The organism is Pseudoclavibacter sp. CFCC 14310, from assembly GCF_008831165.1.
In the GTDB taxonomy this organism is placed as follows: domain Bacteria; phylum Actinomycetota; class Actinomycetes; order Actinomycetales; family Microbacteriaceae; genus Pseudoclavibacter_A.
Genome location: NZ_WBKC01000003.1, coordinates 415449 through 437871 on the forward strand (window position 1 = coordinate 415449; position 22423 = coordinate 437871).

Sequence of the window (22423 nt, forward strand, 5' to 3'; positions counted from 1 at the left end):
CCCGCCCCGCCGGGGCGTGCCGCCCAACCCCGGCTCCGCCGCCGCGCTCTGACGCAGAGAGGCGCCGCCAGGATTTCACATCCTGGCGGCGCCTCTCGACGACGGACGTTTCCGTCTGGGTTCATCGACTCACTTCACGTCGAGCAGATCGATCACGAAGATCAGGGTCTGGCCGCTCAGCGGGTGGCCGCTGCCGGCAGGCCCGTAGGCGAGATGCGGCGGAACGATCAGCTTGCGCCGACCGCCGACTTTCATGCCGGGGATGCCGACCTGCCAGCCTTTGATCAGGTTGCGCAGCGGGAAGGTGATCGATTCGCCGCGTCCCCACGACGAGTCGAACTCCTCACCCGATTCGAAGCCGACGCCGAGGTAGTGCACCTCGACGGTCGAGGCCGCGGTGGCCTCTGCACCGCTGCCGACGACGACGTCTTCGATCTCGAGGCTCTCAGGAGCCGGCCCGGTCGGAAAGTCGATCTCTGGTTTGCTGAGTTCTGTCATGGCAGCAACCTTACTTCGACTCGGCGTCAGTGCTCTGCGCACTCGCCGGGGAGCCGTCGGACAGCAGCCCCAGACGCTTCTGGCGGCGCTGCACGATCAGACCGGCCACGACGCTCACTGCAGCGACGACCAGGCTTACGTAGAGCTCGATGCGCGTCTGCAGACTCTTGTTGAACGTCATGTAGGCGAGCAGGGCAACCAGGGCGACGATCACGATCCAGGTGATGTACGGGAAGCCCCACATCTTGATGGTGCCGTTGGCCTTGCCCGGGACGACACCCTGCTTCGCGAGCATGCGGCGGCTGCGCAGCTGAGAAACGGCGATGACGAGCCAGACGAAGATGGCGGTCGCACCGGTCGAGTTCACCAGGAACGCGAAGACGTAGTCGGGCACCGTGTAGTTCAGGACCACCGAGATCAGGCCGACGATGGCCGAAGCGAGGATGGCCACGTACGGAGTGTTGTGCCTGTTGACCTTGCGGAATGCCCGCGGGGCCTCACCACGACCGGCCAGCGAGTAGGCCATGCGCGATGCGGTGTACAGCGATGCGTTGAGCGTCGACAGCAGGGCCGTCAGCACGACGAAGTCCATGACCACGTCGACGCCTGGAATGCCGACGTACTCCAGTGCGCTCACGAAGGGAGACTTGCCCGAAACGACCTGGTCGTGTGGCAGCAGCAGCACGATGATGGTGATCGATCCGATGTAGAACAGCAGGATTCGCCAGATGACCGAGTTGACCGCTTTGCGCACAGCGTGAGCCGGGTGCTCCGACTCGCCTGCGGCCACAGTGGCCACTTCAGCGCCGAACATCGAGAAGATGACCGGCAGCAGCGCGACGAAGATGCCAGAGATGCCGTTCGGCATGAATCCTCCCTGTGCACCGTAGTCGACGCCCTGGTGCGCACTCGGGATGATCCCGGTCACCAAGCCGATGCCGAAGAGGATGAACAGCGTGATCGCGACGATCTTGATGCCGGCGAACCAGAACTCCATCTCACCGAAGCTCTTGACCGAGACCAGGTTGAGCCCGAGAAACAGCACGGTGATCACGAGAGCGGGAATCCACTGGTCCAGTCCGGGCAGGTACTTCGTGATGATCTTGGCTGCCGCTGTGGCCTCGATACCGACGACCACCACCCAGAACCACCAGTACAGCCAGCCGATCGACAGCCCCGCCCACGGCCCGATGAACTTCGTGGCGTAGGTCGAGAACGAGCCGGTGTCCGGACTCGCTGAGGCCATCTCTCCGAGCATCCGCATCACCAGGATGATCACGATGCCCGCGAGGGCATACGAGATGATGACGGCGGGGCCCGCCGAGATGATCGCGTTGCTGGACGCCACCAGCAGGCCGGCTCCGATGATGCCGCCCAGGGCGATCATCGAGAGGTGGCGAGGTTTCAGCGTGCCCGCCAGGCGTGGTTCCGGCTCGGCACGGTCAAGCTCGCCGACTGTGAACACCGCCTCCGTTGGCGGAGTCGTCGGCTTCTCGTTCTTCTCAGAACTCATGATGTGGTTCCTCTATTCATTCCTCGCCGCACCGCGGCGAAGAGATTGTTTCTGGACAGGTTCTGCGAGTGGCTGTGCACCGACTCGAATTCCCTGTGTCCCTCTGTGGAATCGTGCAAAAGTCTATGCAGCATCAACGTGAACGCTGGGTTACGCAAACTGGCCGAATCGTCCACCGATTGGCCGACATGTACAGCCCTGTACAGGCGGCCCGATTCGTCCTGACACAGGAAAGAGGCTGCGGTGCCGCTGGAGTTCTCCTCCTGCGGCACCGCAGCCTCCAAACGCCGACCGGCGCTGTCAGACGGCGTCTCAGGCCCCGGGCCAGGCGACGCTGAAGTACTGCGTCTCCTGATACTCCTCAATGCCCTCGTGCCCGCCTTCACGCCCGACGCCGCTCTGTTTGAAGCCGCCGAACGGCACTGACGGATCGGAGACGAGCCCGCGATTCACGCCGACCATACCGGCATCGATACGGTTGGCGATGTCGACGGCATGTCGCAGCTCACCTGCGAACACGTACGAAGCCAGCCCGTAATCGGTGTCGTTCACCGATGCGATGAGGGCATCCTCGTCAGACCAGGTCGCGATCGAGGCAACCGGCCCGAAGATCTCTTCGGCGAACACCGGGGATGCCGGAGTCACGTCGGTCAGCACCGTCACCGGGGCGTAGTACCCCGTCTCAGGAACCTCGGACTGATACGCGACGGTCGCACCCTCACGCACCGCGGCGGCGACGAGCTCTGACACCTTGTCGACCGACTTGCGGTTGACCAGCGGGCCGATGTCGGTGCCCTCGGCGAGGCCCGCCCCCACAGCGAGATCAGCCGCGCGCTCGATGAAACGACGAGTGAACCTCTCTGCGATGTCTGCGTGCACGAAGAATCGGTTCGCAGCGGTACAGGCCTGACCGCCGTTGCGGAACTTCGCAGTCAGCGCTCCCTCCACCGCCGCCTCGACGTCGGCATCCGCCGTCACCACGAAAGCGGCGTTGCCGCCCAGCTCCATAGCCGTGTTGAGCACACGGTCGGCAGCCTTGCGCAGCAGCACCTTGCCGACCGGAGTCGAACCGGTGAACGAGATCACCCGAACGTGCTGGTCGTCGAGCAGATGATCGACGAGCTCAGCCGTGTGCGATGACGGCAGCACATTGACGAGCCCGGCAGGCAGTCCCGACTCAGCGAGGATCTGCGCGATCGCCAAAGCGGTCAGGGGTGTCTCACCGGCCGGTTTGAGCACGGTCGCGCATCCGGCGGCGAGCGCAGGCCCAATCTTGCGTGTGGCCATCGCGGCGGGAAAGTTCCACGGTGTGACCAGCACCGCGACCCCGGCGGGTCGGCGTGTGACCAGGTTGCGCACCCCACCTGCCGGCGCGGTGAGGTACTCCCCCTCGATGCGCACGGCCTCTTCGGCAAACCAGCGGAAGAACTCCGCCGCATAGGTCACCTCGCCGATCGCGTCAGAGAGCGCTTTGCCGTTCTCAAGAGAGATCAGCTCGGCGAGCTGCTGACGGCGTTCGATCATGAGCTCGAACGCACGTCTCAGCACCTCGCCGCGCTGCCGCGGTGCCACCTTTGCCCAGGCGATCTGCGCCTCGTGTGCTGACGCCAGCGCACGATCGGCGTCGGCCAGCCCGGCATCGGCCACCTCGACGAACGCATCCTCGGTGCTCGGGTCGATGACCGCGAAGGTCTCTCCCGATTTCGCATCGACGAACTCGTTGTCGATCCAGAGGCCGCTGACCGAGCGGGCGTAGTCGATGAGCTCGGTCATGCTCAGTTCTCCTTGAACGCCTGGACAATGACGTCGAGGCCGTCGTTGAGCACCTCGTCAGAGATGACCAGCGGCGTCAGGAAGCGGATGACGTTGCCATAGGTGCCGGCGGTCAGCAGCACGACGCCGTTCTTGTGCGCGTACTCGGCGATCTTGTGCGTGAGCTGGGCGTCCGGCTCCTTGGTCTCTGGGTGCACCAGTTCGATGGCCTGCAGAGCTCCACGACCGCGCACCTCGCCAATACGGGGATCGTTCTGCTGCAGCTCGTGCATCCGGTTCGTGATGACCTCGCCGATGTGCAGGGCACGGTCGGCCAGTTTCTCGTCGATGACTTTGTCGAAGACGGCGAGCGCTGCAGCACAGGCAGCCGGGTTGCCTCCGTAGGTACCGCCGATGCCGCCGGCCTGTGGGTGATCCATCACGTCGGCACGGCCGGTGACCGCCGAAAGCGGCAGGCCTCCGCCGATCGCCTTGGCGGTCGTGACGAGGTCGGGCTCGATGCCTTCGTACTCCGAGGCGAACAGTCGCCCCGTGCGCGCCAGACCGGTCTGGATCTCGTCAGAGATGAACAGCACGTCGTTCTCGTGCGCCCATTTGACCAGTGCTGCCATGAAGCCCTCGGCTGGAACGATGAAGCCGCCCTCGCCCTGAATCGGCTCAAGCAGAATCGCGGCGACCGAGTCGGCACCGATCTGCTTCTCGATGGCGCTGATCGTGCGCTTCGCGGCCTCTTCGCCGGTCAGTCCGTCACGATACGGGTATGACCCGGGAACCCGATAGAGCTCGTTCGCGAACGGGCCGAAGTGGCTCTTGTACGGCGCGGCCTTTGCGGTCAGGCCCATGGTCAGGTTGGTGCGCCCGTGGAAGGCATGGTCGAAGGCGACGATGCCGTCCTTCCCGGTGAAGCTGCGCGCGATCTTGACTGCGTTCTCGACGGCTTCGGCGCCCGAGTTGAACAGTGCGGTGCGCTTCTCGAAGCTGCCCGGAGTCAGCTCGTTCAGACGCTCTGAGACCTCGATGTACGACTCGTACGGAACCGTGGCGAACGACGTGTGCGTGAACTGTGCGACCTGGTGCTGCACGGCGTCGACGACTTCTGGAGCCGAGTTGCCGACACCGGTGACGGCAATGCCTGAGGCGAAGTCGATCAGGGTGTTGCCGTCGACGTCGAGAATCACGCCTCCGCCTGCGGCGACGACGTAGGTCGGCAGCATGACGCCGACGCCGGCGCTCACTGCGGCGACCTTGCGCTCGTGCAGTGCACGCGACTTCGGGCCGGGAATCTCGGTGACAAGGTTGCGGTGCTGGGCGAGGGTGGGCCCGCCGACGGGGATGCTCTGTTCAGTCATGAGACGTACTCCATTCGTTTGCGACAGATACCGATGTCGATGGCACGCCGCAGACGTGGCGAGCCCGACGTTGGGCAGTTCGAGCTGAAGGTGCCGGAATGCACTTTTCTGGCATTGACATTACGGTCACAACGCCGTCATTTGGCATGTACGTCGCGGATATCTGACCAGCATTCAATGTACAATCTGTCCATGCCTGTCACGATACGTCGCCTGCTCGGCATCAGCGAACTGGCTTTGCGCCCCGTCGTCGGAGACGAGACGGGTGCCGAAACGGTCGAGCTGCTCGATGCTCCGCTCGAATGGGTGTACAGCTCCAACCTCGTGGATCCGATGCGTTTTCTTCCGGCCGGCCAGATGCTCCTGACCGACGGAGCGCAGTTCGACGTCGAGAGGTTCGACTACGGCCAGTACGTGGGTCGGCTGCGCGACGGCGGCCTCGTGGGCATGGGGCTGGGCACCGGTCTCACGTGGGCAGAGCCCCCCGAGGGGCTGGTCGACGCCTGTCGCAGGCGCGGCCTGCCACTTGTCGAGGTGCCGTATCACGTGCCGTTTCTCGCGGTGATACGCACGGCCGACGACCTGCTCGACAGCGAGCACCAGCAGCACATTCAGTGGGGACTCGACGCTCAGCGCGCCATCTCACGAGCGGCAATGCGGTCGAATCGGTTGGGCGACCTGCTGCAGGAGCTTGCCAAGCAGCTGAACTGTGGGGTGGCCATCTTCGACAGCTCCGGCCAGCTGATGGGCTCAGCCAGGCAGCGTCCGCTTCCCCATTCACAGCTGCAGGAACTCACCGATGCCATGGAGCGTCTGACCCGAAGCGGCACACGTTCGGCCGCACGCATCAGCGCCGACGGCGCTGAGTTCATCGTGCAGACCATCGGTGCGCCGCCGAAGCTCGCCGGCATGCTCGTGCTCAGCGGAGTGAGCCGCCTCGACGGCGTGCAGCTGGACGTCGTCGAGTCGGTTCTAGCGCTCACCGGCATCACCTTGGAGTTCAACCGAACGATCAATCGGCAGCAGCACGTGCTGCGCGACGGCGTCATCGAGATCGCCGCGTCAGGAAGCATCGCTCTGGCCAATCGGCTCGCAGAGCGGCTCTGGAATGAGACACTTCCGACGGGTGAGCGCACAGTCATCGCGCTGAACAGCACCACGACCGCCTTGGTCGATGCACTCGACCGCATGCAGCGCGACTGCATGATCTTCTGGGGACTGCGTGACGGCCGGGCCACCATCGTCGCGCCGGGCGAGAACCTTGACGCGGTCCTGGATGTCTGCCTGCGCGAACATGTGGGGGCCGGCATCTCACAGCTCAGCACGAATCTGCCGCTCAGCCGATTGATTCAGCAGGCGAGACGCGTCGTCGCAGACGCCGAACCCGGAGCGGTCGTCCGTTATGACGATCTGTCCGATGCCGGCTGGCCCACGCTGCTGCGCGGCTCGATGCTCGAGGTCGTGGCGGCGCAGCTCCTGGCGCCCCTCGATCAGCGCCATGCGTCAGAGGGCGCAGAGCTGCGCCGCACACTGCGGGTCTGGCTCGAAGAGAACGGCCAGGCCGAAGCCGCTGCAACGCGTCTCGGCGTGCACCGGCACACTGTGCGCAACAGAGTCGCTCGTGCAGCTTCTCTGCTCGATCTCGACCTCGACACCTTCGAGACCCGCACAAAGGTCTGGCTGGCGCTCAGCGCGACAGACGACCCGAACGACCTCTCCGCAGCAGCGGGAGAAGCCCAGAGATGAGCATGCATGCCAGGGCCGCCGCGATGACGGTGTAGACGAACAGATCAGCTGTCAGCAGCTGCTCCCCGAGCAGCAGCGCCGCGGCGAAGAGCAGCACCGGCTCGAGATAGCTGAGCATGCCGAAGAGAGTGAGGTTCAGTCGGCCGCTGGCGAGGATGTACAGCATCATCGCCACACCACTGAGCACGCCGAGCGCAACGAACGACCACCACGCCGGGCCGGCCTGTCGCGCCAGCGTGCCTGCGACATCCCCCTGAGAGAGCAGCCAGACCGCGAACGGAGCAGCAAGCAGCATCTCGAGCCAGAACACGCGCACATCGTCCATGCCGGCCGCACGGCGCACGGCGAAGTAGACGGGATACCCGAAGCCCACCAGCGCGGTCGGCCACGAGAACCCGCCGACGATGAGCACTTCGATGATCACGGCGACAGCCGCGAGCGCGACGGCCGCCCACTGCCAGCGGTCGAGACGATCTTTGAAGAGAAAACGGCCGGCGGCGACCACGACGAGCGGCATCAGAAAGTAGCCCAGCGAGACGTCGAGCGCGTGCCCGTGCATCGGCCCCCAAATGAACACCCAAATCTGTGCGGTCACCATTGCCGAGCATCCCAGCAGCACCACAATGCGGCGGGGGTCATGGAGGATGCGGCGGATCAGGCGCCCGATGGCGTCCCAGTCCCGGTGCACCGTGAAGAAGACTGCCATCAGCACGACGATGCAGACGATCCGCCACGCAGTGACCTCTTCTGAGGTAAACGCCGACAGCTCGCTGGTCAGCAGCGAGATCAGACCGAACATCACCGATGCCGAGACCGACGCGCTCACGCCTGACTTCGTCGTCTGCGCCATCGCAGCTCCATTTCTTCGTGTCGGCCGAACGCGCAGACATTCGCAATGCGAATATGCAGTCGGGATGGGAAGCGGCAATGCAAAAGGCCCGCATCAGCCGAGTGACTGAATACGAGCCTTGAGCTCTTGGTGACCCCAGCGGGATTTGAACCCGCGTTACCGCCGTGAGAGGGCGATGTCCTAGGCCGCTAGACGATGGGGCCGTCTGTAAGCAACCAGATGATTATGCCACAGTTTCGATCACACACACCAATTCCGGCGCATGTTTCGGGCGTGTCGTCTGCGCCCGCAGGGTTCAGTCGGCTCGACCTTTGATGCCGTAGAGGCGCACCATCTCGTCGATGGCGCGCTCGCGTTCGTCTCCCCCGGCCTGCAGCATATGCGGCACATGGGTGCGCAGATGGTTCTCGACGAGAAGCGAGTTCAACGAGGCGAGCGACCGCTGCACCGCAAGTGACTGTGTGACGATGTCGACGCAGTAGTCTTCGTCTTCGATCTGACGCTCGATGGCGCGCAGCTGCCCCTCGATGATGCGCACGCGATGCAGAGCACGCTTCTTGATGTCGTCGATCATGCTGCCCAGACTACGCTGTCGCACTCAACGACGACTGAGCACAGGCACGCTCGGCAGACTGCTGCGCTCGACGTCTTCTGTGCCGAGATGTCTGATCTGTCGCAGCCCGTGCAGAGACGGATAGATCATGTAGAGCACGGCCTGGGGAATGCGCTCAAGGCCGCGGTTGAGGCTGTGCGCGCGGTAGGTGCGGCGAAAGCGCTGCACGTAGTCGCTGTAGTCGCGGAACTTGGAGTCCATGCGTCGCGCAGAGATGCCGCAGACCATGTTCGACTCGTAGCCCACGAACAGCCCGTTCTCGGCGAGATGAATCGACAGGTCGATGTCTTCGTGCAGCAGATCACCCTCATCGGGGCACACCTCGTCGCGAATCAGGTGCCAGGCGTCGGCCCGCACCGCCATGTTGCTGCCGAAGACGAACCGGTATTCCCGGTTCAGTCGCATCAGCAGCTTGCGAAACCGATCGTCGGCACGCAGGCCGAAACGACGAAAAGGCATGTCGTAATACATGACCGGGCCCGTAAGCGCACTGATGTGCTGGTTGCGAAAAGCACGCCGCACCTCTCGGCTCCACTCCGGAGCCAGCAGCGAGTCAGCGTCGATACGGCCGAGCACATCACTGGTAGCGGCGTCGAACCCCGCGTCACGAGTGGGTATAAGCCCCTGACGCTCGTTCTGAGCGATCAGACGGACGACCTGATTCGGGTGCTGTCGAGCCACACGCCGCACCGTGTCTGCGGTGCCGTCGGTGCTGCGGTTGTCGACGACGATGATCTCGTCGAGCGGCACGGTCTGTGCGATCGCCGCCCGCAGGCACGCCTCGATGCGCTCTTCCTCGTTGTACGCCGGGATGATCAGCGAGACGCTAGGGAGCAAGCCGGTAACCTCTGCGGTCACTGCGGTTCCTTTCCAGTCTGTCGCCCTCCACCCTAGCCGCACCACCGCACCGTCGTCAGGATTCGACGTTGCAGATCGATAAAGTTCTCACCGCCGAACACCCAGATGACGGTGGTGTTGACCCGATATCTCGTTCTACGGTGGCCTTCAGACGCGGCGATGGCACCCATTGCGAGCAGCATCCGCACCCAGAAGACCAGTTCTCACGAGGAGGCCTGACTCCATGTCAGCAGCGGCAACGGTGATCGATCCGACCAATCCGCACACCTACGACCACACGCATGCGAATGTGAGCGGCGGCTGGCTGCGTGCCTCGGTCTTCGGTGCGATGGACGGCCTGGTCTCGAACATCGGGCTGATCACCGGCATCGGCGCGGCCGGTGCCTCGAACCACGTGGTGCTGCTGACCGGCATCTCGGGCCTGCTGGCCGGTGCGTTCTCGATGGCTCTCGGGGAGTTCACCTCGGTGCGCAGCCAGAACGAGCAGCTGGACAAAGAGATTGCCATCGAGGTGGCCGCGCAGAAGCGCAACCCGGTCGGCGAGCAGGCCGAGCTCGCACGTGAGTTCCAGCAGATGGGCATGAGCGAGCAGACCGCACACACTGCAGCCGCCGAGATTCACAGCACGTCGGTCTCGACCCGCACTGTGCACGTGCATCTCATGCAGGAGCTCGGCATCGACCCGGATGATCGCCCGTCACCCGTCGCCGCGGGCCTGCTCTCGTTCCTGTTCTTCTCAATGGGAGCGATCGTGCCGATTCTGCCCTACCTCTTCGGCATCGGCTCGCTCATGACCGGCCTGATCGCCGGCTGCATCGGCCTGCTGCTCGCCGGCGGCATCGCTGCCAAGGTCTCAGGGCGCAACTGGTTCAGAGGGGCGGCACGCCAGCTGCTGCTCGGCCTCATCGCCGTGGCCGTGACCTACGCCGTCGGCATGCTCATCGGCGTCGACGCGCACTGATCGACTCGCCCGGCCCGGATGCTGCAGGCGGGCTCGCCACAGCATCCGCCGACGCCGCCTGCCGCGCCCGCGCGATCGCCTGCAGCATGCGCTCTCGCAGCACGTTGGCTCGTGACGCGAAGCTCTGCTGTCGCACGGCGAACTCCCGCCGCCCCTGCTGCGTCTCTATGCGCACCGGTTCGAGGCCGAAACGGCGCACGTCATAGGGCGATGCCTGCATGTCGAGATCTCGCACCTCGCGAGCGAGTTCGAATGTGTCGATCAGCAGCTCCCCGGGAATGATCGGGCCCAGCTTCATGGCCCATTTGTAGAGATCCATGTTCGCGTGCAGACAGCCCGGCTGTTCGAGTTCCGTCTGCGTCTCGCGCGTCGGCTGCAGTGCGTTCAGCGGTCGGGCGACGGGTGTGAAGAAGCGGAAGGCGTCGAAGTGCGTGCACTCGATGCGGCTCGACTCGACCACGGCATCGGTGCCGGCATGACCCAGGCGCAGCGGCAGCTTCGTATGCCGCTCCTGCCCGTCGCGCATGCCATAGACCATCGCCCACTCGTGCAGGCAGGAGCAGCCCAGCTTGGCGCGGCGTGCAGCGGTGCGGCGCAGCAGGCCTTCGACGAAGCCGACCGTGTCGGCGCGGTCGGCGAGAAGGGCGCCCGCATCGACGAGCACGTCGGCCTCGTCGGTCGCGTACCAGCGCCACTGGGCACGGGGTTCGGCGGATGCTCCTTCGAGTCTGATGCCTGCGCCCGGGTGCCAGCGCCGCAGCAGCGCAGGCCGATACGAGTAGTAGGTGAAGAGGAAGTCTTCGACCTCGTTGGCCTCGCCGGTCTGTCGACGCCTGCGCCAGCCAGCGGTGAGCTGATCTGCGCGCTGCCTGTGTCGAGCCTCACGCACCCGCCACTGTTGCACCGAGAGGCGCTCGAAAACGGCAGGCTGGGTGGTGGTCACTCCCCCATCGTACGGCGCTGCGCAGAGCCTCTTCGAGCCCGAGTTGTGTTCTGGATGAGAATGTCCTATCGTTGACTCTCGGTTCGCAAACGTGCACACGGATGCGCAACTGCCCTTGGGGTATGGTGTAATTGGCAACACGACGGTTTCTGGTACCGTTATTCTTGGTTCGAGTCCAGGTACCCCAGCACTAGAGATATCAAGGCAGAATCGGGTTTCATCCGTTCACGCCGACCGACTGTCAGCCTTTCTTGCAGCCTTTCCTTTCGCAGACGCTCAAATGCCGCAGCCTATTCGGCACCTTCTCGGCAGACTTCCGCTATCGCTCCACCAAGCCGCTTCCCGCGCTGAAACGTCCGTAGGCCTGCATCGAGCGCTTGAGGGCTGCCGAACCACGCGTGCTCATCTTCTCGCCAGCGAACAGGCTGACTTCAGCGGTCTTGGTCTTCCACACACCACGGATGCGACCGTCACTCAGCACGGTGGGCTGCCCCAGACCGTTCTTCGACATGACCAGCGGCCCGAACTTCGGGTCGAGCACGGCCGAACGGTCCTTATAGCCGAGCAGAACCTCGTCGAAGGCAGGCAGCGCCAAGGTCACCGCCAGAGCATCAGTGCCAGTGCGCCCCGTCGTCCCGTCTTCGCCCAGCACTCTCTGCAGCTGCCTCTCGGTCGCCCACAGCCCCTCGTCATTGGGGCCGACGCATTCCACGAGCGGCTGACCTTCATCGTCTGATGCGGCGAGGCGCAACGCCCTGCCGCTCTCTCGCATGGTCAGAGCCGTCCACCAGCTGAGATCTGCTGCAGTCGCAGGGCCATGACCGGCAATGTAGCGTCGGGCGAGCTCGGCCAGCGCCTCGTCTCCTTCGTGCACCCGCGGTGAGACGATCCACTCGTCGGCCAGCACCAGATCGAGATCACGCCCATTGTCGTTCATCGGCCCGAAGACCACTTCGCCGAGCTGATTGAGCGCCCACACCAGGTGGTACGACCAGCCCGCTCGCATCTCGACCCCGGCATCCTGCCAGACCTGTATCAGGGCATCTCGATGCAGCCGTCGCCCGCCCGACAGAGCCTGGCGAGTGATCTCACGCACCTGATCGACGACGGCAAGATCGAGGTGCAGACGCGCACGGCGCTTGGGCCAGTCTTTGAGCACGCGGTGGTTCGTGGCCTGCTGCATCCAGCCGATGTCTGCCGCCGCCACGAGGTGCACCGTCGAGCGCATCGGCCAAGAGCGCACGATCAGCCCCTGGTCGAAAGCCGCCCGAATCGTCTGCGCTGCAGCCCCCGTTCGCAGAGCCAGGGCCCATTGAGCGGCGAAGGAGTTCTGCCCCTGCAACGCGAGCAGATGCTCAGCAGCCTCGAGAACGTCATTCGACGCAGACGCGCTGCATGGCGAATGCATCGGTTCACGAACGGCCGCATCGAGCAGCTGCGCAGAGATCCGGGCTGCTGCGATCTGCGGCGTGCTGAGTGCGATGGCCATGGCATCACTCTATTCGCCGTGCAGGTCTGCCGCTGCGAGGGCCGATACGGCTACGGCAGCCAGGGATCGAGACCGAGCATGATGCACAGCGCCATGATCGACACGAGCGAGAACCCGAACATGCGGTGTGACCAGGCGATCTTGTCTGAGGTCGTGAAGCCGAGCGCGCCGATCGCGATCCACACGACGCCGAGCAGCCCCAACACGCTGGTGGTGGTCAGACTGGCGAACCCGAGCACGCCGAGCAGCACCACGCTCGCAACGTACAGCACTGTGTAGACGAAGATGTGCACGATGGTCGTCGGCACGCCCTTCACCACGGTGATCACAGGAACGCCTGCGGCCGCGTACTCCTCGCGCCGATAGATCGCAATCGAATAGAACTCGGGCATCTGCCAGAAGAACAGCGCGAGAAAGACCAGTACGGCCCCAGCATCCACACGCCCTGTGGCCCCCACATAGCCCGCGAGAATGGGCACCGCGCCCGAGACCGACCCGACCAGAGTGCCGTGATACGACATGCGCTTCGAGGTCGCCCCATAGAGCCAGACGTAGCAGACGAAGCCGAACACTCCGAGGCCGAGCACCAGCGGCGTCGACCAGAGGCCCAGCACCGCAGCGCCGAGCAGCCCCAGCACGATCGAGAAGATCGTCGCTCGTCTGGCCCGCACTCCCCCGGTGACGGTCGCCCGCTTCTTGGTGCGTTCCATGCGCTGATCGATGTCGCGATCAAGCACGTTGTTGAGCACGGTCGCCGAGCCGACGATCAGCGTCGTGCCGACCGTGACGATCACGAGTGAGAAGAGATCGACGCCGTTCTGACTGCCGAAGAGAAAGCCTGCGACGGCGCTCAGCACGTTCGCATAGAGCACCCCTGGCTTGGTCAGCGAGTAGTAGCGCGCGATCACATCACGCAGCGACTCCCCGGCATGCCGAGAGGCGATCGCGGCATCGGTGCCGGGCCGAGCCGCGGGTGTCGGCGAAGGCTGCGCAGCGGCGGCCTGTTCCGAGGTGCTCCGGTGACCTCCCGACGACGTCTGGGCATCGTCGGCCGCACGCTCGGATGACACACTCATGCCCTTATACCTCGTTCGCTCTCACCCTCGACAACGAGAAGTCGAAGGCAGACATTCCAAAGTTGTAGGCTAACACGCTCGTGCCGTCTCTCTGGTCACTCACCCGATCGAAGCGACGCGGCGAGCACCTGCTACCGGGGTGACGGCGAAGCACTCTCGGGCCCAGACGCGGAACCGCCTGACGACTGCATCGGGTAGGACCTCCCCTCGACGGTGGCGTCAAGGGTGTAAGCGCCTCCGTGCTTCGCGAACACCTGCTCGATGGCAGCGATCGTCTGCTGCCTGAATTCGTCGGCGTCAAGACCTCTCACCCCCGTCTGCCCGTCGCTGGAGTAGAACTCGAAGCGGCACTCTGTCGCCGGTTCTGTTGTCTGCCCGGTCGCCGGCTTCGACGCCTGCCCTGACGTCAGCGTGCACGACGGGCGCCGGACGATGCCCGCTGGCAGCCCCTCGAGCACGGCGTCAAGGTCGCCGAAGAGCTGCACGTAGCCGTCATTCCACAGACCGGGCTCGTCTGCGCTGATATCTGCGATCAGGCCCTCTTGCTCATACGTCTCGTAGCCCGGGCCCATCACGGTGATGGCGGCATCGCGCACGTCGACGTGCTGCAGCTGCAATGCGCTGAAGGTCGATGTCAGCTGCGGAACCGCCTGACCGAGGGTGTCGGCGCGCAGCGTCTGACTGAAATCTGCAACGGGCCGATCGCTGCGATATCGAGATGAGTGCAGACGCGTAAGATCGACTCTGGCCTCTGGCCGCCCGCTCATCGTCTGCACGAGCTCACGCATGCCGGCCTCGTCGACCTCGATCGGCAGCGAGAACCTCATGCTCGAATCGACGTCACCGAGTTCGACCGAAAGACTGCCGTACATGACGTCGTGCAGTGACGAGTCATCGATCGCCTGCTGCACTTGGGCGACGGCCTGCTGCGTCTGCTCAGGTGTCGCCGTCGCGTCGAAGGCAAGGTCGACCTGAAGACTGCTGCCAGAGTCGATGCCCGAGTTGAACCTCACATCGCTCTTCTCTCTGTTGACGCCCGGCAGCCCGGTGATCAGCTGGTCGATGCTTCGGGCGTCGTTGACTCGTTGCTGCCCGACGCACCCGCTGAGGGCGAGCACCGTGCACAGCAGTGCGCCCAGCGCGGCGGTGCGCCGGCTGCGACGCCGCCATGTCATCGTGCGTGCGTCGGGTGCCTCGCTGTGGTCCTGCTCTGCTGTCGGCGGATGCTCTGGTCGCGTCGGCATGATGGCCTCCTGTCGATCGATTGCGAGGTTAGTCTCGGGCCCGGCGATATCTGAGCAGCAGCAGATCGTCTGAACGCAGAGCGTCGCAGAGACGAAAGCGCCGGGAGAACTCTGCGACGCCGTGCGTCAGACGCGGGCCGTCGCCGCCGACGACGAGGGCGTCGAGCGACAGACACAGTTCGGTGACCGCATCGGCGTCGAAAAGCGCCGATGCCAGATGAGGGCCGCCCTCGCACAGCACGTCACAGAGACCGCGTGCGTGCAGTGCGGCGACGAGCCGAGTCATGTCGATCTCTGTCTCGCCCACGACGACGACCTCGGCCACCTCGGCGAGCGCAGCACGACGATCGGCGTCGGCACTGGCCAGCGTGAAGACGATCGGTCGTGTCGGCGCGTTCACGAAGACATCGCTGCCCGGGTCGAGAGCGGCCCGGCCCGAGACCAGTGCGAAGGCGGGATGTCGAGACAGGCCGTGCGCCTCACGCCACGCGGCCGAGGCGTCGTCGACGCGCATCGCCCCGTAGCCTTCGTCACGTGCGGTGCCTGCACCGAGCAGAACCACGTGCGCCCGGCGACGCAGCAGGTCGAAGACCCGGTGGTCGGCCTCGCCGCCCAGCGGCCCTGAGACGCCCCCGACCGTGACCGCGCCGTCGAGGCTGCTCACGAAGTTCAGTCGGATGCGCACGCCGTCACCGGCTGGCCAGGCGTAGCGCCGCAGCAGGTCGTCGTCGCTCAGCGATGTCGCCGCATCGCTCGTCGTGATGAGTTCGGTGATCTCGCTCATGCTTCGACCCTACCGGCAGCAGCTGACAGAGCTCAGATGTTGTGCCGCTCGTAGGCCGGTTCGCGCCACCCGAGCACGGCTTCGACGAGCCGCATCGCATCGACCGACTCCCGCGCGGCGTGCATGCGCACGATGCGGGCTCCCTGCATCGCGCAGATCGTCGCCGCGGCGAGCGACCCGGCCAGCCGGTCGGGCTTGTCTCGATCGAGTGTCTCGCCGATGAAGTCTTTGTTCGACACCGCCGCGAGCGCGGGCAGACCGATCTCGGCGATCTCTGCGAAGCGACGGGTGAGCTCGAGCGTCTGCCGGGTGCTCTTGTTCAGGTCGTGCCCGGGGTCGATCACGATGCGCTCGATCGGCACGCCGAGTTCGACCGCCCGGTCGACGCGACGGCGCAGAAAAGTCGTCACCTCGGCCACGACGTCGTCGTAGTGCGGATGCGGAAACGGCGTGCGAGGCCGGGCCAGACTGTGCGTGATCACAAGCGTCGCATCGCTGTCGGCGACCACTCGTGCGACGTCTGGATCGTGCAGCCCGGTGGTGTCGTTGACCACCGCCGCACCGGCCTCGATGCACGCTTCGGCCACTTCGTGCCGAAAGGTGTCGACCGAGATCACCACGTCGCTGCTCTGCGCCACCGCCTGAACCACGGGCAGCACCCGTGCAACCTCGTCGTCTGCCGGCAGCTCTGGCCCGGGGGCGAACTTGACCCCGCCGATGTCGACCCAGTCGGCACCGGCCCGCGCCGCATCCATCGCCGCCTCGACGGCCGCATCGAGTGCGAAGGTGCGCCCCTCGTCGAAGAACGAGTCTGGTGTGCGGTTGACGATCGCCATCACCGCGATCTGGCGAGAGAAATCGAAGCTGCGCCGACCGATGGTGCGACGAGGGTGCTGCAGCGGGGGCTGATAGAGGTGACCCGAAGTCGGTTCGCTGATGCGCATGCGCCCATTGTCTCGCAGACGCCTGCCCGACGACAGCGCACCGGAGGCTGCGGCGCGTTCGGCCGGGTGTATAGTCATGGCCATGCAGTTCTCGCGCAGCGCTTGGTGGTGGCCGTCCTTCCGACGGCACTGACCCGCGCACCGCGCACACATTCAGGCCGCCGATCGAGCGGCCTTTCGCATCTGTGCGATTCTCTCTCATCGGCGGCACGGCCCCGAATCCGATCAGACGATCGGCCCCATGCACAGAGAGATCACAGTGAATCAGCGCACAACCCACGAGCCATCACCGAAGCTGCACCTGCCCGATGACCCGCCCGCCGCGACGCAGCCTCGTCACGGCCTGCTCGGTCGCCTCGCCCTCGCCTCGGGGGTCGGCACGGCACTCGAGTTCTACGACTTCGCGCTCTACGCCACAGCCACCTCGCTGGTGTTCAACAAGGTGTTCTTCGTCGTCGACGACCCGTGGTTCGGGGCGTTCCTCGGGTTCGTGACCTTCGCGGTCGGGTTCTTGATGGCACCGATCGGCGCGCTGCTCTTCGGGCACTTCGGCGACCGGCTGGGCCGCCGAAACACCCTGATCGCCACGTTCACCCTGATGGGTGCTGCGACGTTTCTGATGGGTGTGCTGCCGAGTCACGCGACGATCGGCATCGCGGCCCCGCTGCTGCTGCTCTTTCTGCGTCTCGTGCACGGCATCGCCCGCGGCGGCGAGGTCAGCGGTGCGGCACTCATCGCGATCGAGCACGCACCGAAGGGCAGGCGCGGCCTGTACGGCAGCTTCGTGACCTTGGGGTCGCCCATCGGCGCAGGGCTTGCGAACCTGTCATTTCTGCTGATTCTGCTGCTGCCGCAGGATGTCGTGGCTTCGTGGGCATGGAGAATCCCGTTCCTGCTCGGCGGTCTCGTGCTCGTCGTCGGCCTGGTCACGCGTCTGCACGTCGACGAGACGCCCGTGTTCAAACAGCTGCAGAGCGAACGCAAAGTCGCGAAACGGCCCATCGCCGAGACGCTGAGGCACAGCTGGGGTCGCGTGCTCGGAGCGGCGGGTGTGATGTTCGGCTTCAACGCGTTTCAGTATGTGCTCTTCACCTTTCTGCTCTCGTTCGGCACCGAGCCGGTCGCCCAGCACGGGCTCGGCCTCGAGCGCAGTGTGCTCGTGACCGGCACACTGTTCGGCTGCCTCGGGCACGCCGTGACGATTCTGCTCAGCAGCGTGATCTCTGACCGGGTGGGCCGCAAGCCGGTGATCCTGACCGGAGCGGTGCTGCTCGCGCTCTACGCCTTTCCCATGTTCTCGCTGTTCACCGCTGGTTCGTCGGCTGACGCCGCCATGGCGATCGTGATCGGTTTCGTCATCGCCGGCATCATGTTCGGCCCGATGCTCACCTGGTTCTCACAGCTGTTCGCACCGGCGCAGCGTTACACAGGCATCGGCCTGGGCTTTCAGATCGGCGCGGCGCTCGGTGGCGGCTTCTCCCCGCTGATCGCGAACCGGCTTCTGGTCGCGACCGGCACCACCGTCTCGATCTCGATCTTTCTCGTGGCGGCGATGGCGCTGAGTCTGGTCTGTCTGATCGCCCTCCCTGAACGCCACCGTGAGGTTCCCGCCGATGCCTGAGTTCGGGTTCCCCCGTGGCGTCTCACGAATCTAGGTCGCCTGGGCGAGCGTGCCACGACGGGCCGCGGCGAAGCTGGTGATCACGACACCGGCGATGATGAGGATGCCGCCCAGCGCAGCCGAGACGGTGAGCGGCTGGCCGAGGGCGAGGCCGATCAGCACGACGAACACCGTGATCAGGTTGAGGTAGATCGCCGCCGTCGACGAAGGCACCACGCTCACAGCGCTGTTCCAGAGCAGGTACGACGCGACCGAGGGCAGCAGCGCGATCACGATCAGCCCCCACAGTGTGCCGGGCGCCTCCAGAGGAAGCCCGGCCTGCTGCACCACGGCGAAGGGGCCGAGCATCACGCAGACCAGCACCGCCTGCACCGCGGTCGACGTGATCGGCCGCACGCCGGGCACGCGCCCGTAGATCGTGTAGAGGCTCCACACCAGAATGGCTCCCAGCATGATGAGCTGCCCGACGTTGAAGTCAAGCCCGGCGAGCGTCTGCCAGCTGCCGCGGGTGAGCACCACGACGACGCCCACCAGGCTCAGCCCGATGCCCAAGACACCGGCCTTCGACACTCGCTGCCCAACCAGCACCACAGACAGCAGCACCATGAGCGCCGGGTTCGCCGCATTCACCAGCGACGCGCCGACCGGAGTGGTGAAGTGCAGCGCGGCATAGAGCAGTAGGTTGTAGCCGACCAGCCCCAGCAGGGCGAGCACGACCAGCCGCGGCAGCGCACGCACCACCGCTCGCCAGTCGGGGTGCTCGATGAGCTGAGCCAGTACCAGCAGGGGCACGGCGGCGATCGCCCAGCGCCAGAAGGTGAGCCCGACCGCCGACATGCCCTGCAGTACGAAGGCGCTCAGCTGATAGTGCACCGCCCAGAACAGGGTGGCTCCGATCATGGCTGCCGAGGCACGCAGGCTGCGTGCGGTCTGTGAGGTCATAGCGGCACTGTACTCGTTCGACGCCGTTGCGGCACGGGGCTACACTCGCCCACTGTGACTCCCTCTTCTCTGCTGGCTCCGCTCGACGACGACCAGCAGCGGCTCTTCGACCGCATCATCGCCTTCACAGATCGCTGCCTGTCGACGTCGCAGCGTCACGCAGTGTTCCTCGTGCAGGGCGCTGCCGGCACCGGCAAGAGCGTGCTGCTCTCACACCTGCTGATCGCGCTGACCGAACGCGCCCGCTCTGCGCAGGCGCCTGCCCCGCTGGCGCACGGTCGCATCCGCATGCTCGTCAATCATGCCGAGATGTGGCGACGCTACCGCGAGCTCGCCGAGCGCACTCCTGTGCTGCGGAAAGCCCAAGTGCTGCGGCCGACGCCCTTCATCAACGCTGCGGCCCGCGACGAAGCGAAGCAGGCCGACGTCGCTTTGGTCGATGAGGCTCATCTGCTGCTCACCCGCCCCGATCCGTACACCCGTTTTCACGGGAGCAACCAGCTCGCCGATATCATCGCAGCGAGCCGCGTCACCATCGTGGTCTACGACGACGCTCAGGTGCTGCGCATGCGTGCACAGTGGACGCCGAAGCTGCTCGACGAGGTGATCGGCCGTGCCGCCGTCGAACGCGGCGAGCTGAAACGCCAGCACCGCATGGGAGCCTCGCTGGCGGTGCGCGACTGGATCGACCGCACGGTCTCGGGGCGAGCACCCGTCGAACCGCCGCCCGCAGGCGACGGCGACTTCGGCATCCGTGTCTTCGACGACGCCGGGGCGCTCTACCGTGCGATCCGCAGCCACGATGGCGAGGGCTCAGCCCGCATGCTCTCGACCTATGACTACCCGTACACGCTCGACGGCGGCGATCACTTCATCGATGAGCCGGGCCTGCACATTCGCTGGGACCGCTACCGCCCAGATGAGCCGGAGCCCTGGACGACGCGAGCCGACACCGTCGACGAGGTCGGCTCGGTCTACACGGTGCAGGGCCTCGATCTCGACTGGGCCGGCGTGCTGCTCGGCCCATCGGTGGCGCTGTCGTCAGACGGGCGTCTGCGGATGCTGCCCGAGCGCTACGAAGATCGCGCAGCCCTGAACGGGGTGACCGCGCTGCGTGCCCGAGGCTGGTCTGATGGCGACGTCGAACAGGCTCGCGAACGCATTCTGCGAGATGCGCTGCTCACACTGCTGACGCGTGCGCGGCGAGGGCTGGGCCTCTATGCGCACGATCAGGCCCTGGCAGCGGCGCTCGGGGGTCGGCCGCGTGCCAGGGCCGAACGGTTGTGATCACGCACCGGGCAGGTGCGGCGGCCGGGTTCGGATCAGCTCTGAGAGGTCTTCTCGTGCGAGGCTGATCCGTCGACGACCTGCAGGGGCATCGTGCGGGTGTCGATGTACGGGTTCTCTTTCTGATCTCGCACCAGGCGTCGCGCCTCGGCCTCGGTCTCGACCGTCGGCATCGAGCCCAGCAGCGGACGCTTCGCGCTCTCACGCATGCAGAGCATCGCGATGCCGCCGAGCAGGCCGAAGAACATGATGTAGAACGCTGGCATGTAGTGGTTGCCGGTCAGTGCGATGAGCCCCTGTGAGAACACCGGGGTGGTGCCACCGAAGAGCGCTACGGCGACGTTGTACGAGATGGCCATCGCGCCGAAGCGTGAGGCGGTCGGAAAGAGTGCCGGCAGCGTGGCCGCAGAGATCGCGACGTAGAACGCCACGGGAATCGCGACCAGGACGAGCGCGCCCTGAATGGCCCAGAAAGTGCCCACGTGCATGAGCATGAATGCGGGCACCATCAGCACCAGCGTCGAGATCACGGCCATGCCATAGACCGGTCGGCGACCGATGCGGTCTGAGAGACGACCGATCAGGGGAAGGCACAGCGACATGACCACGAGCACGGGAACGGTCGCAGCAGCGGCCATCGTCGGGGTGGTTCCCACCTCGGTCTCCAGGTAGGAGGGCATATAGCTGGTGAGCGCGTATCCTGCGGTGTTGGTCGCCGCGACGATCGCGATGCCGATCAGCACTTCGCGCCAGTAGTTGCGCATGATGCCGACGATGCCCAGCCGCTGGAACATGGGGTCGTTGGCCGTCGATTCGCTCTCTTGCGACTGCTCGTCTTCGAAGTGCGGCGTCTCGGGAATTCTCGTGCGCAGATAGATCGCGACGGCGCCGAGCGGAATCGCGACGAGGTACGGAATGCGCCAGCCGCCGTTGACCATAGCCTGCTCGCCCCACGCCGATTCGGCGATGACCGTGGTGATCGCGACCGTGGCCGCGCCTGCGGCGAACCCCAGGTATGAACCGACGTCGAGCCACGAGGCGAAGTACCCCCGTCGTTTGTCTGGCGAGAACTCCGAGACGTAGGTGGTGGCACCGGCGTATTCGCCGCCGGTCGAGAAGCCCTGCACCATTTTCAGCAGGTACAGCGGCACCGTCGCCCACAGGCCGATCTGCGCCGCGGTGGGCAGCAGGCCGATCAGAGCGGTGGCCAGAGCCATCATGCCCATCGTGATGAAGAGCACCTTCTGACGACCGATGCGGTCACCCAGCGGCCCGAGCACGAGCCCGCCGAGGGGGCGAACCAGAAAGCTCACGGCGAAGCCCAAGAGCATGATGATCAGACCGGTCTGCTGAGGCAGCCCTTCGGTGAAGACGTGCGTCATCACGACGGCCAGATAGCCGTAGATGCCGAAGTCGAACCATTCCATGAAGTTACCGACCACAGTGCCGCCGATAGCCTGTTTCATCGGCCTTTTCTCGACGATCACCACGTCGTCTTTGCGCAGCGGTCGCCTTCTCACCTGCTGCTGAGCGGGCTCGTTTGAGCCCTGATTCTGCGAAGTACTGTCTTTCGTCTGCATCTCGACCTCTGTTCGTTTCGTGAACGCGGGAACGGAACGGCATCGCGAACGTGGCCCGGATGATCACGCACCCAGGCATCTGCGCTGAGGATCTCTCAGCGCAGCACGGACATCTTGCACAGCCCTGCCAGCCGCGCATCGGGCGCGGGGCATGGGCTACGGTGCCGCGGAACAGTCATCTCGACCGTCTTCCGCCGCCTGTCGACAGGGCGCTCACGCAGCTCTTCACGGGTCACTAGGACCCGACCGTTACAGGCAATAACGCACAAGTGTACCAGATATGGCTACTGCGACGTCGCTATCGCTGACCCACACCGCATGAACGTCACGTTCACGGGCTGAACGACACTGT

At 65.3% G+C, this 22423-nt stretch carries 19 protein-coding genes and 2 tRNA genes; 5 read left to right on the forward strand and 16 right to left on the reverse strand.

Going from position 1 to position 22423, the window contains the following annotated elements; genetic code table 11:
• Positions 1 to 129 precede the first annotated feature (129 nt).
• The 4 genes from F8O06_RS09255 to gabT form a co-directional block, all read right to left on the reverse strand.
• Positions 130 to 498: an FKBP-type peptidyl-prolyl cis-trans isomerase gene (locus tag F8O06_RS09255; RefSeq protein WP_158038328.1), complete on the reverse strand. Its 369-nt coding sequence runs from the start codon at positions 496 to 498 to the stop codon at positions 130 to 132.
• A gap of 10 nt (positions 499 to 508) precedes the next feature.
• A complete protein-coding gene (locus F8O06_RS09260; RefSeq protein ID WP_158038329.1) occupies positions 509 to 2011 on the reverse strand; it encodes an amino acid permease in 1503 nt (500 codons plus the stop codon).
• A gap of 312 nt (positions 2012 to 2323) precedes the next feature.
• A complete protein-coding gene (locus F8O06_RS09265; protein WP_158038330.1) occupies positions 2324 to 3784 on the reverse strand; it encodes an NAD-dependent succinate-semialdehyde dehydrogenase in 1461 nt (486 codons plus the stop codon).
• Between the two features lie 2 nt (positions 3785 to 3786).
• Complete coding sequence (gene gabT, locus F8O06_RS09270) at positions 3787 to 5133, reverse strand: 4-aminobutyrate--2-oxoglutarate transaminase (RefSeq protein WP_158038331.1); 1347 nt, start codon at positions 5131 to 5133, stop codon at positions 3787 to 3789.
• A 192-nt stretch (positions 5134 to 5325) separates the two neighbouring features.
• On the opposite strand from gabT, the gene F8O06_RS09275 reads away from it, so the two are divergent.
• Entirely contained in the window at positions 5326 to 6879 is a 1554-nt protein-coding gene (locus F8O06_RS09275; RefSeq protein WP_192496903.1) for a PucR family transcriptional regulator, read from the forward strand.
• On the opposite strand, the gene rarD is transcribed toward F8O06_RS09275, so the two are convergent.
• From rarD to F8O06_RS09295, 4 genes are all read right to left on the reverse strand, one after another.
• Positions 6821 to 7729: an EamA family transporter RarD gene (gene rarD, locus F8O06_RS09280; RefSeq protein WP_158038333.1), complete on the reverse strand. Its 909-nt coding sequence runs from the start codon at positions 7727 to 7729 to the stop codon at positions 6821 to 6823. The genes F8O06_RS09275 and rarD overlap by 59 nt on opposite strands.
• 127 nt (positions 7730 to 7856) lie before the next feature.
• Positions 7857 to 7932, reverse strand: a tRNA-Glu gene (locus F8O06_RS09285).
• A 92-nt stretch (positions 7933 to 8024) separates the two neighbouring features.
• Positions 8025 to 8303 (reverse strand): metal-sensitive transcriptional regulator, encoded by a 279-nt coding sequence (locus F8O06_RS09290; protein WP_158030978.1) that lies wholly within the window; start codon positions 8301 to 8303, stop codon positions 8025 to 8027.
• Positions 8304 to 8327: 24 nt separating this feature from the next.
• The gene (locus F8O06_RS09295; protein ID WP_225733456.1) at positions 8328 to 9200 is read right to left on the reverse strand and encodes a glycosyltransferase; all 873 of its coding nucleotides are present in this window, start codon (positions 9198 to 9200) and stop codon (positions 8328 to 8330) included.
• Between the two features lie 223 nt (positions 9201 to 9423).
• On the opposite strand from F8O06_RS09295, the gene F8O06_RS09300 reads away from it, so the two are divergent.
• Positions 9424 to 10161, forward strand: a complete 738-nt coding sequence (locus F8O06_RS09300) for a VIT1/CCC1 transporter family protein (protein ID WP_158030977.1) — start codon at positions 9424 to 9426, stop codon at positions 10159 to 10161.
• On the opposite strand, the gene F8O06_RS09305 is transcribed toward F8O06_RS09300, so the two are convergent.
• Positions 10139 to 11104 (reverse strand): 3-methyladenine DNA glycosylase, encoded by a 966-nt coding sequence (locus tag F8O06_RS09305; RefSeq protein ID WP_225733457.1) that lies wholly within the window; start codon positions 11102 to 11104, stop codon positions 10139 to 10141. The genes F8O06_RS09300 and F8O06_RS09305 overlap by 23 nt on opposite strands.
• Positions 11105 to 11220: 116 nt before the next feature.
• Here F8O06_RS09305 and F8O06_RS09310 point away from each other — a divergent pair.
• Positions 11221 to 11292, forward strand: a tRNA-Gln gene (locus F8O06_RS09310).
• Between the two features lie 131 nt (positions 11293 to 11423).
• Here the strand turns inward: F8O06_RS09310 and F8O06_RS09315 are convergent.
• The 5 genes from F8O06_RS09315 to folP form a co-directional block, all read right to left on the reverse strand.
• Entirely contained in the window at positions 11424 to 12593 is a 1170-nt protein-coding gene (locus F8O06_RS09315; protein WP_158038334.1) for a winged helix DNA-binding domain-containing protein, read from the reverse strand.
• 50 nt (positions 12594 to 12643) lie between these two features.
• Positions 12644 to 13669, reverse strand: a complete 1026-nt coding sequence (gene cyoE, locus F8O06_RS09320; RefSeq protein ID WP_158038335.1) for a heme o synthase — start codon at positions 13667 to 13669, stop codon at positions 12644 to 12646.
• A 131-nt stretch (positions 13670 to 13800) separates the two neighbouring features.
• Positions 13801 to 14913 carry a hypothetical protein gene (locus F8O06_RS09325; protein ID WP_158038336.1) on the reverse strand — a complete coding sequence of 371 codons (1113 nt, stop codon included), beginning with the start codon at positions 14911 to 14913 and terminating at the stop codon, positions 13801 to 13803.
• Between the two features lie 28 nt (positions 14914 to 14941).
• A complete protein-coding gene (locus F8O06_RS09330; RefSeq protein WP_158038337.1) occupies positions 14942 to 15697 on the reverse strand; it encodes a dihydrofolate reductase family protein in 756 nt (251 codons plus the stop codon).
• Positions 15698 to 15729: 32 nt separating this feature from the next.
• On the reverse strand, positions 15730 to 16641 hold the full coding sequence (gene folP, locus F8O06_RS09335) for a dihydropteroate synthase (RefSeq protein WP_158038397.1): 912 nt from the start codon (positions 16639 to 16641) through the stop codon (positions 15730 to 15732).
• Positions 16642 to 16882: 241 nt separating this feature from the next.
• Here folP and F8O06_RS09340 point away from each other — a divergent pair, with 241 nt between their 5' ends.
• On the forward strand, positions 16883 to 18262 hold the full coding sequence (locus F8O06_RS09340) for an MFS transporter (RefSeq protein ID WP_158038338.1): 1380 nt from the start codon (positions 16883 to 16885) through the stop codon (positions 18260 to 18262).
• A 30-nt stretch (positions 18263 to 18292) separates the two neighbouring features.
• Here the strand turns inward: F8O06_RS09340 and F8O06_RS09345 are convergent, their stop codons facing one another.
• Entirely contained in the window at positions 18293 to 19204 is a 912-nt protein-coding gene (locus F8O06_RS09345; protein WP_158038339.1) for a DMT family transporter, read from the reverse strand.
• A 54-nt stretch (positions 19205 to 19258) separates the two neighbouring features.
• Here F8O06_RS09345 and F8O06_RS09350 point away from each other — a divergent pair, with 54 nt between their 5' ends.
• Positions 19259 to 20491: a DUF2075 domain-containing protein gene (locus tag F8O06_RS09350; protein ID WP_158038340.1), complete on the forward strand. Its 1233-nt coding sequence runs from the start codon at positions 19259 to 19261 to the stop codon at positions 20489 to 20491.
• Positions 20492 to 20526: 35 nt separating this feature from the next.
• Here the strand turns inward: F8O06_RS09350 and F8O06_RS09355 are convergent, their stop codons facing one another.
• Positions 20527 to 22071, reverse strand: a complete 1545-nt coding sequence (locus tag F8O06_RS09355) for an MFS transporter (RefSeq protein ID WP_158038341.1) — start codon at positions 22069 to 22071, stop codon at positions 20527 to 20529.
• Positions 22072 to 22423 lie beyond the last annotated feature (352 nt).

Excerpts from the sequence above, each read along its gene's own strand:
- cyoE (WP_158038335.1), bottom strand. The coding sequence starts at position 13,669 with ATGAGTGTGTCATCCGAGCGTGCGGCCGACGATGCCCAGACGTCGTCG.
- F8O06_RS09330 (WP_158038337.1), bottom strand. The coding sequence starts at position 15,697 with ATGAGCGAGATCACCGAACTCATCACGACGAGCGATGCGGCGACATCG.
- F8O06_RS09255 (WP_158038328.1), bottom strand. The coding sequence starts at position 498 with ATGACAGAACTCAGCAAACCAGAGATCGACTTTCCGACCGGGCCGGCT.
- F8O06_RS09290 (WP_158030978.1), bottom strand. The coding sequence starts at position 8,303 with ATGATCGACGACATCAAGAAGCGTGCTCTGCATCGCGTGCGCATCATC.
- folP (WP_158038397.1), bottom strand. The coding sequence starts at position 16,641 with ATGCGCATCAGCGAACCGACTTCGGGTCACCTCTATCAGCCCCCGCTG.
- rarD (WP_158038333.1), bottom strand. The coding sequence starts at position 7,729 with ATGGCGCAGACGACGAAGTCAGGCGTGAGCGCGTCGGTCTCGGCATCG.
- F8O06_RS09315 (WP_158038334.1), bottom strand. The coding sequence starts at position 12,593 with ATGGCCATCGCACTCAGCACGCCGCAGATCGCAGCAGCCCGGATCTCT.
- F8O06_RS09355 (WP_158038341.1), bottom strand. The coding sequence starts at position 22,071 with ATGCAGACGAAAGACAGTACTTCGCAGAATCAGGGCTCAAACGAGCCC.
- gabT (WP_158038331.1), bottom strand. The coding sequence starts at position 5,133 with ATGACTGAACAGAGCATCCCCGTCGGCGGGCCCACCCTCGCCCAGCAC.
- F8O06_RS09325 (WP_158038336.1), bottom strand. The coding sequence starts at position 14,913 with ATGCCGACGCGACCAGAGCATCCGCCGACAGCAGAGCAGGACCACAGC.
- F8O06_RS09260 (WP_158038329.1), bottom strand. The coding sequence starts at position 2,011 with ATGAGTTCTGAGAAGAACGAGAAGCCGACGACTCCGCCAACGGAGGCG.
- F8O06_RS09340 (WP_158038338.1), top strand. The coding sequence starts at position 16,883 with ATGCACAGAGAGATCACAGTGAATCAGCGCACAACCCACGAGCCATCA.
- F8O06_RS09300 (WP_158030977.1), top strand. The coding sequence starts at position 9,424 with ATGTCAGCAGCGGCAACGGTGATCGATCCGACCAATCCGCACACCTAC.
- F8O06_RS09345 (WP_158038339.1), bottom strand. The coding sequence starts at position 19,204 with ATGACCTCACAGACCGCACGCAGCCTGCGTGCCTCGGCAGCCATGATC.
- F8O06_RS09275 (WP_192496903.1), top strand. The coding sequence starts at position 5,326 with ATGCCTGTCACGATACGTCGCCTGCTCGGCATCAGCGAACTGGCTTTG.
- F8O06_RS09265 (WP_158038330.1), bottom strand. The coding sequence starts at position 3,784 with ATGACCGAGCTCATCGACTACGCCCGCTCGGTCAGCGGCCTCTGGATC.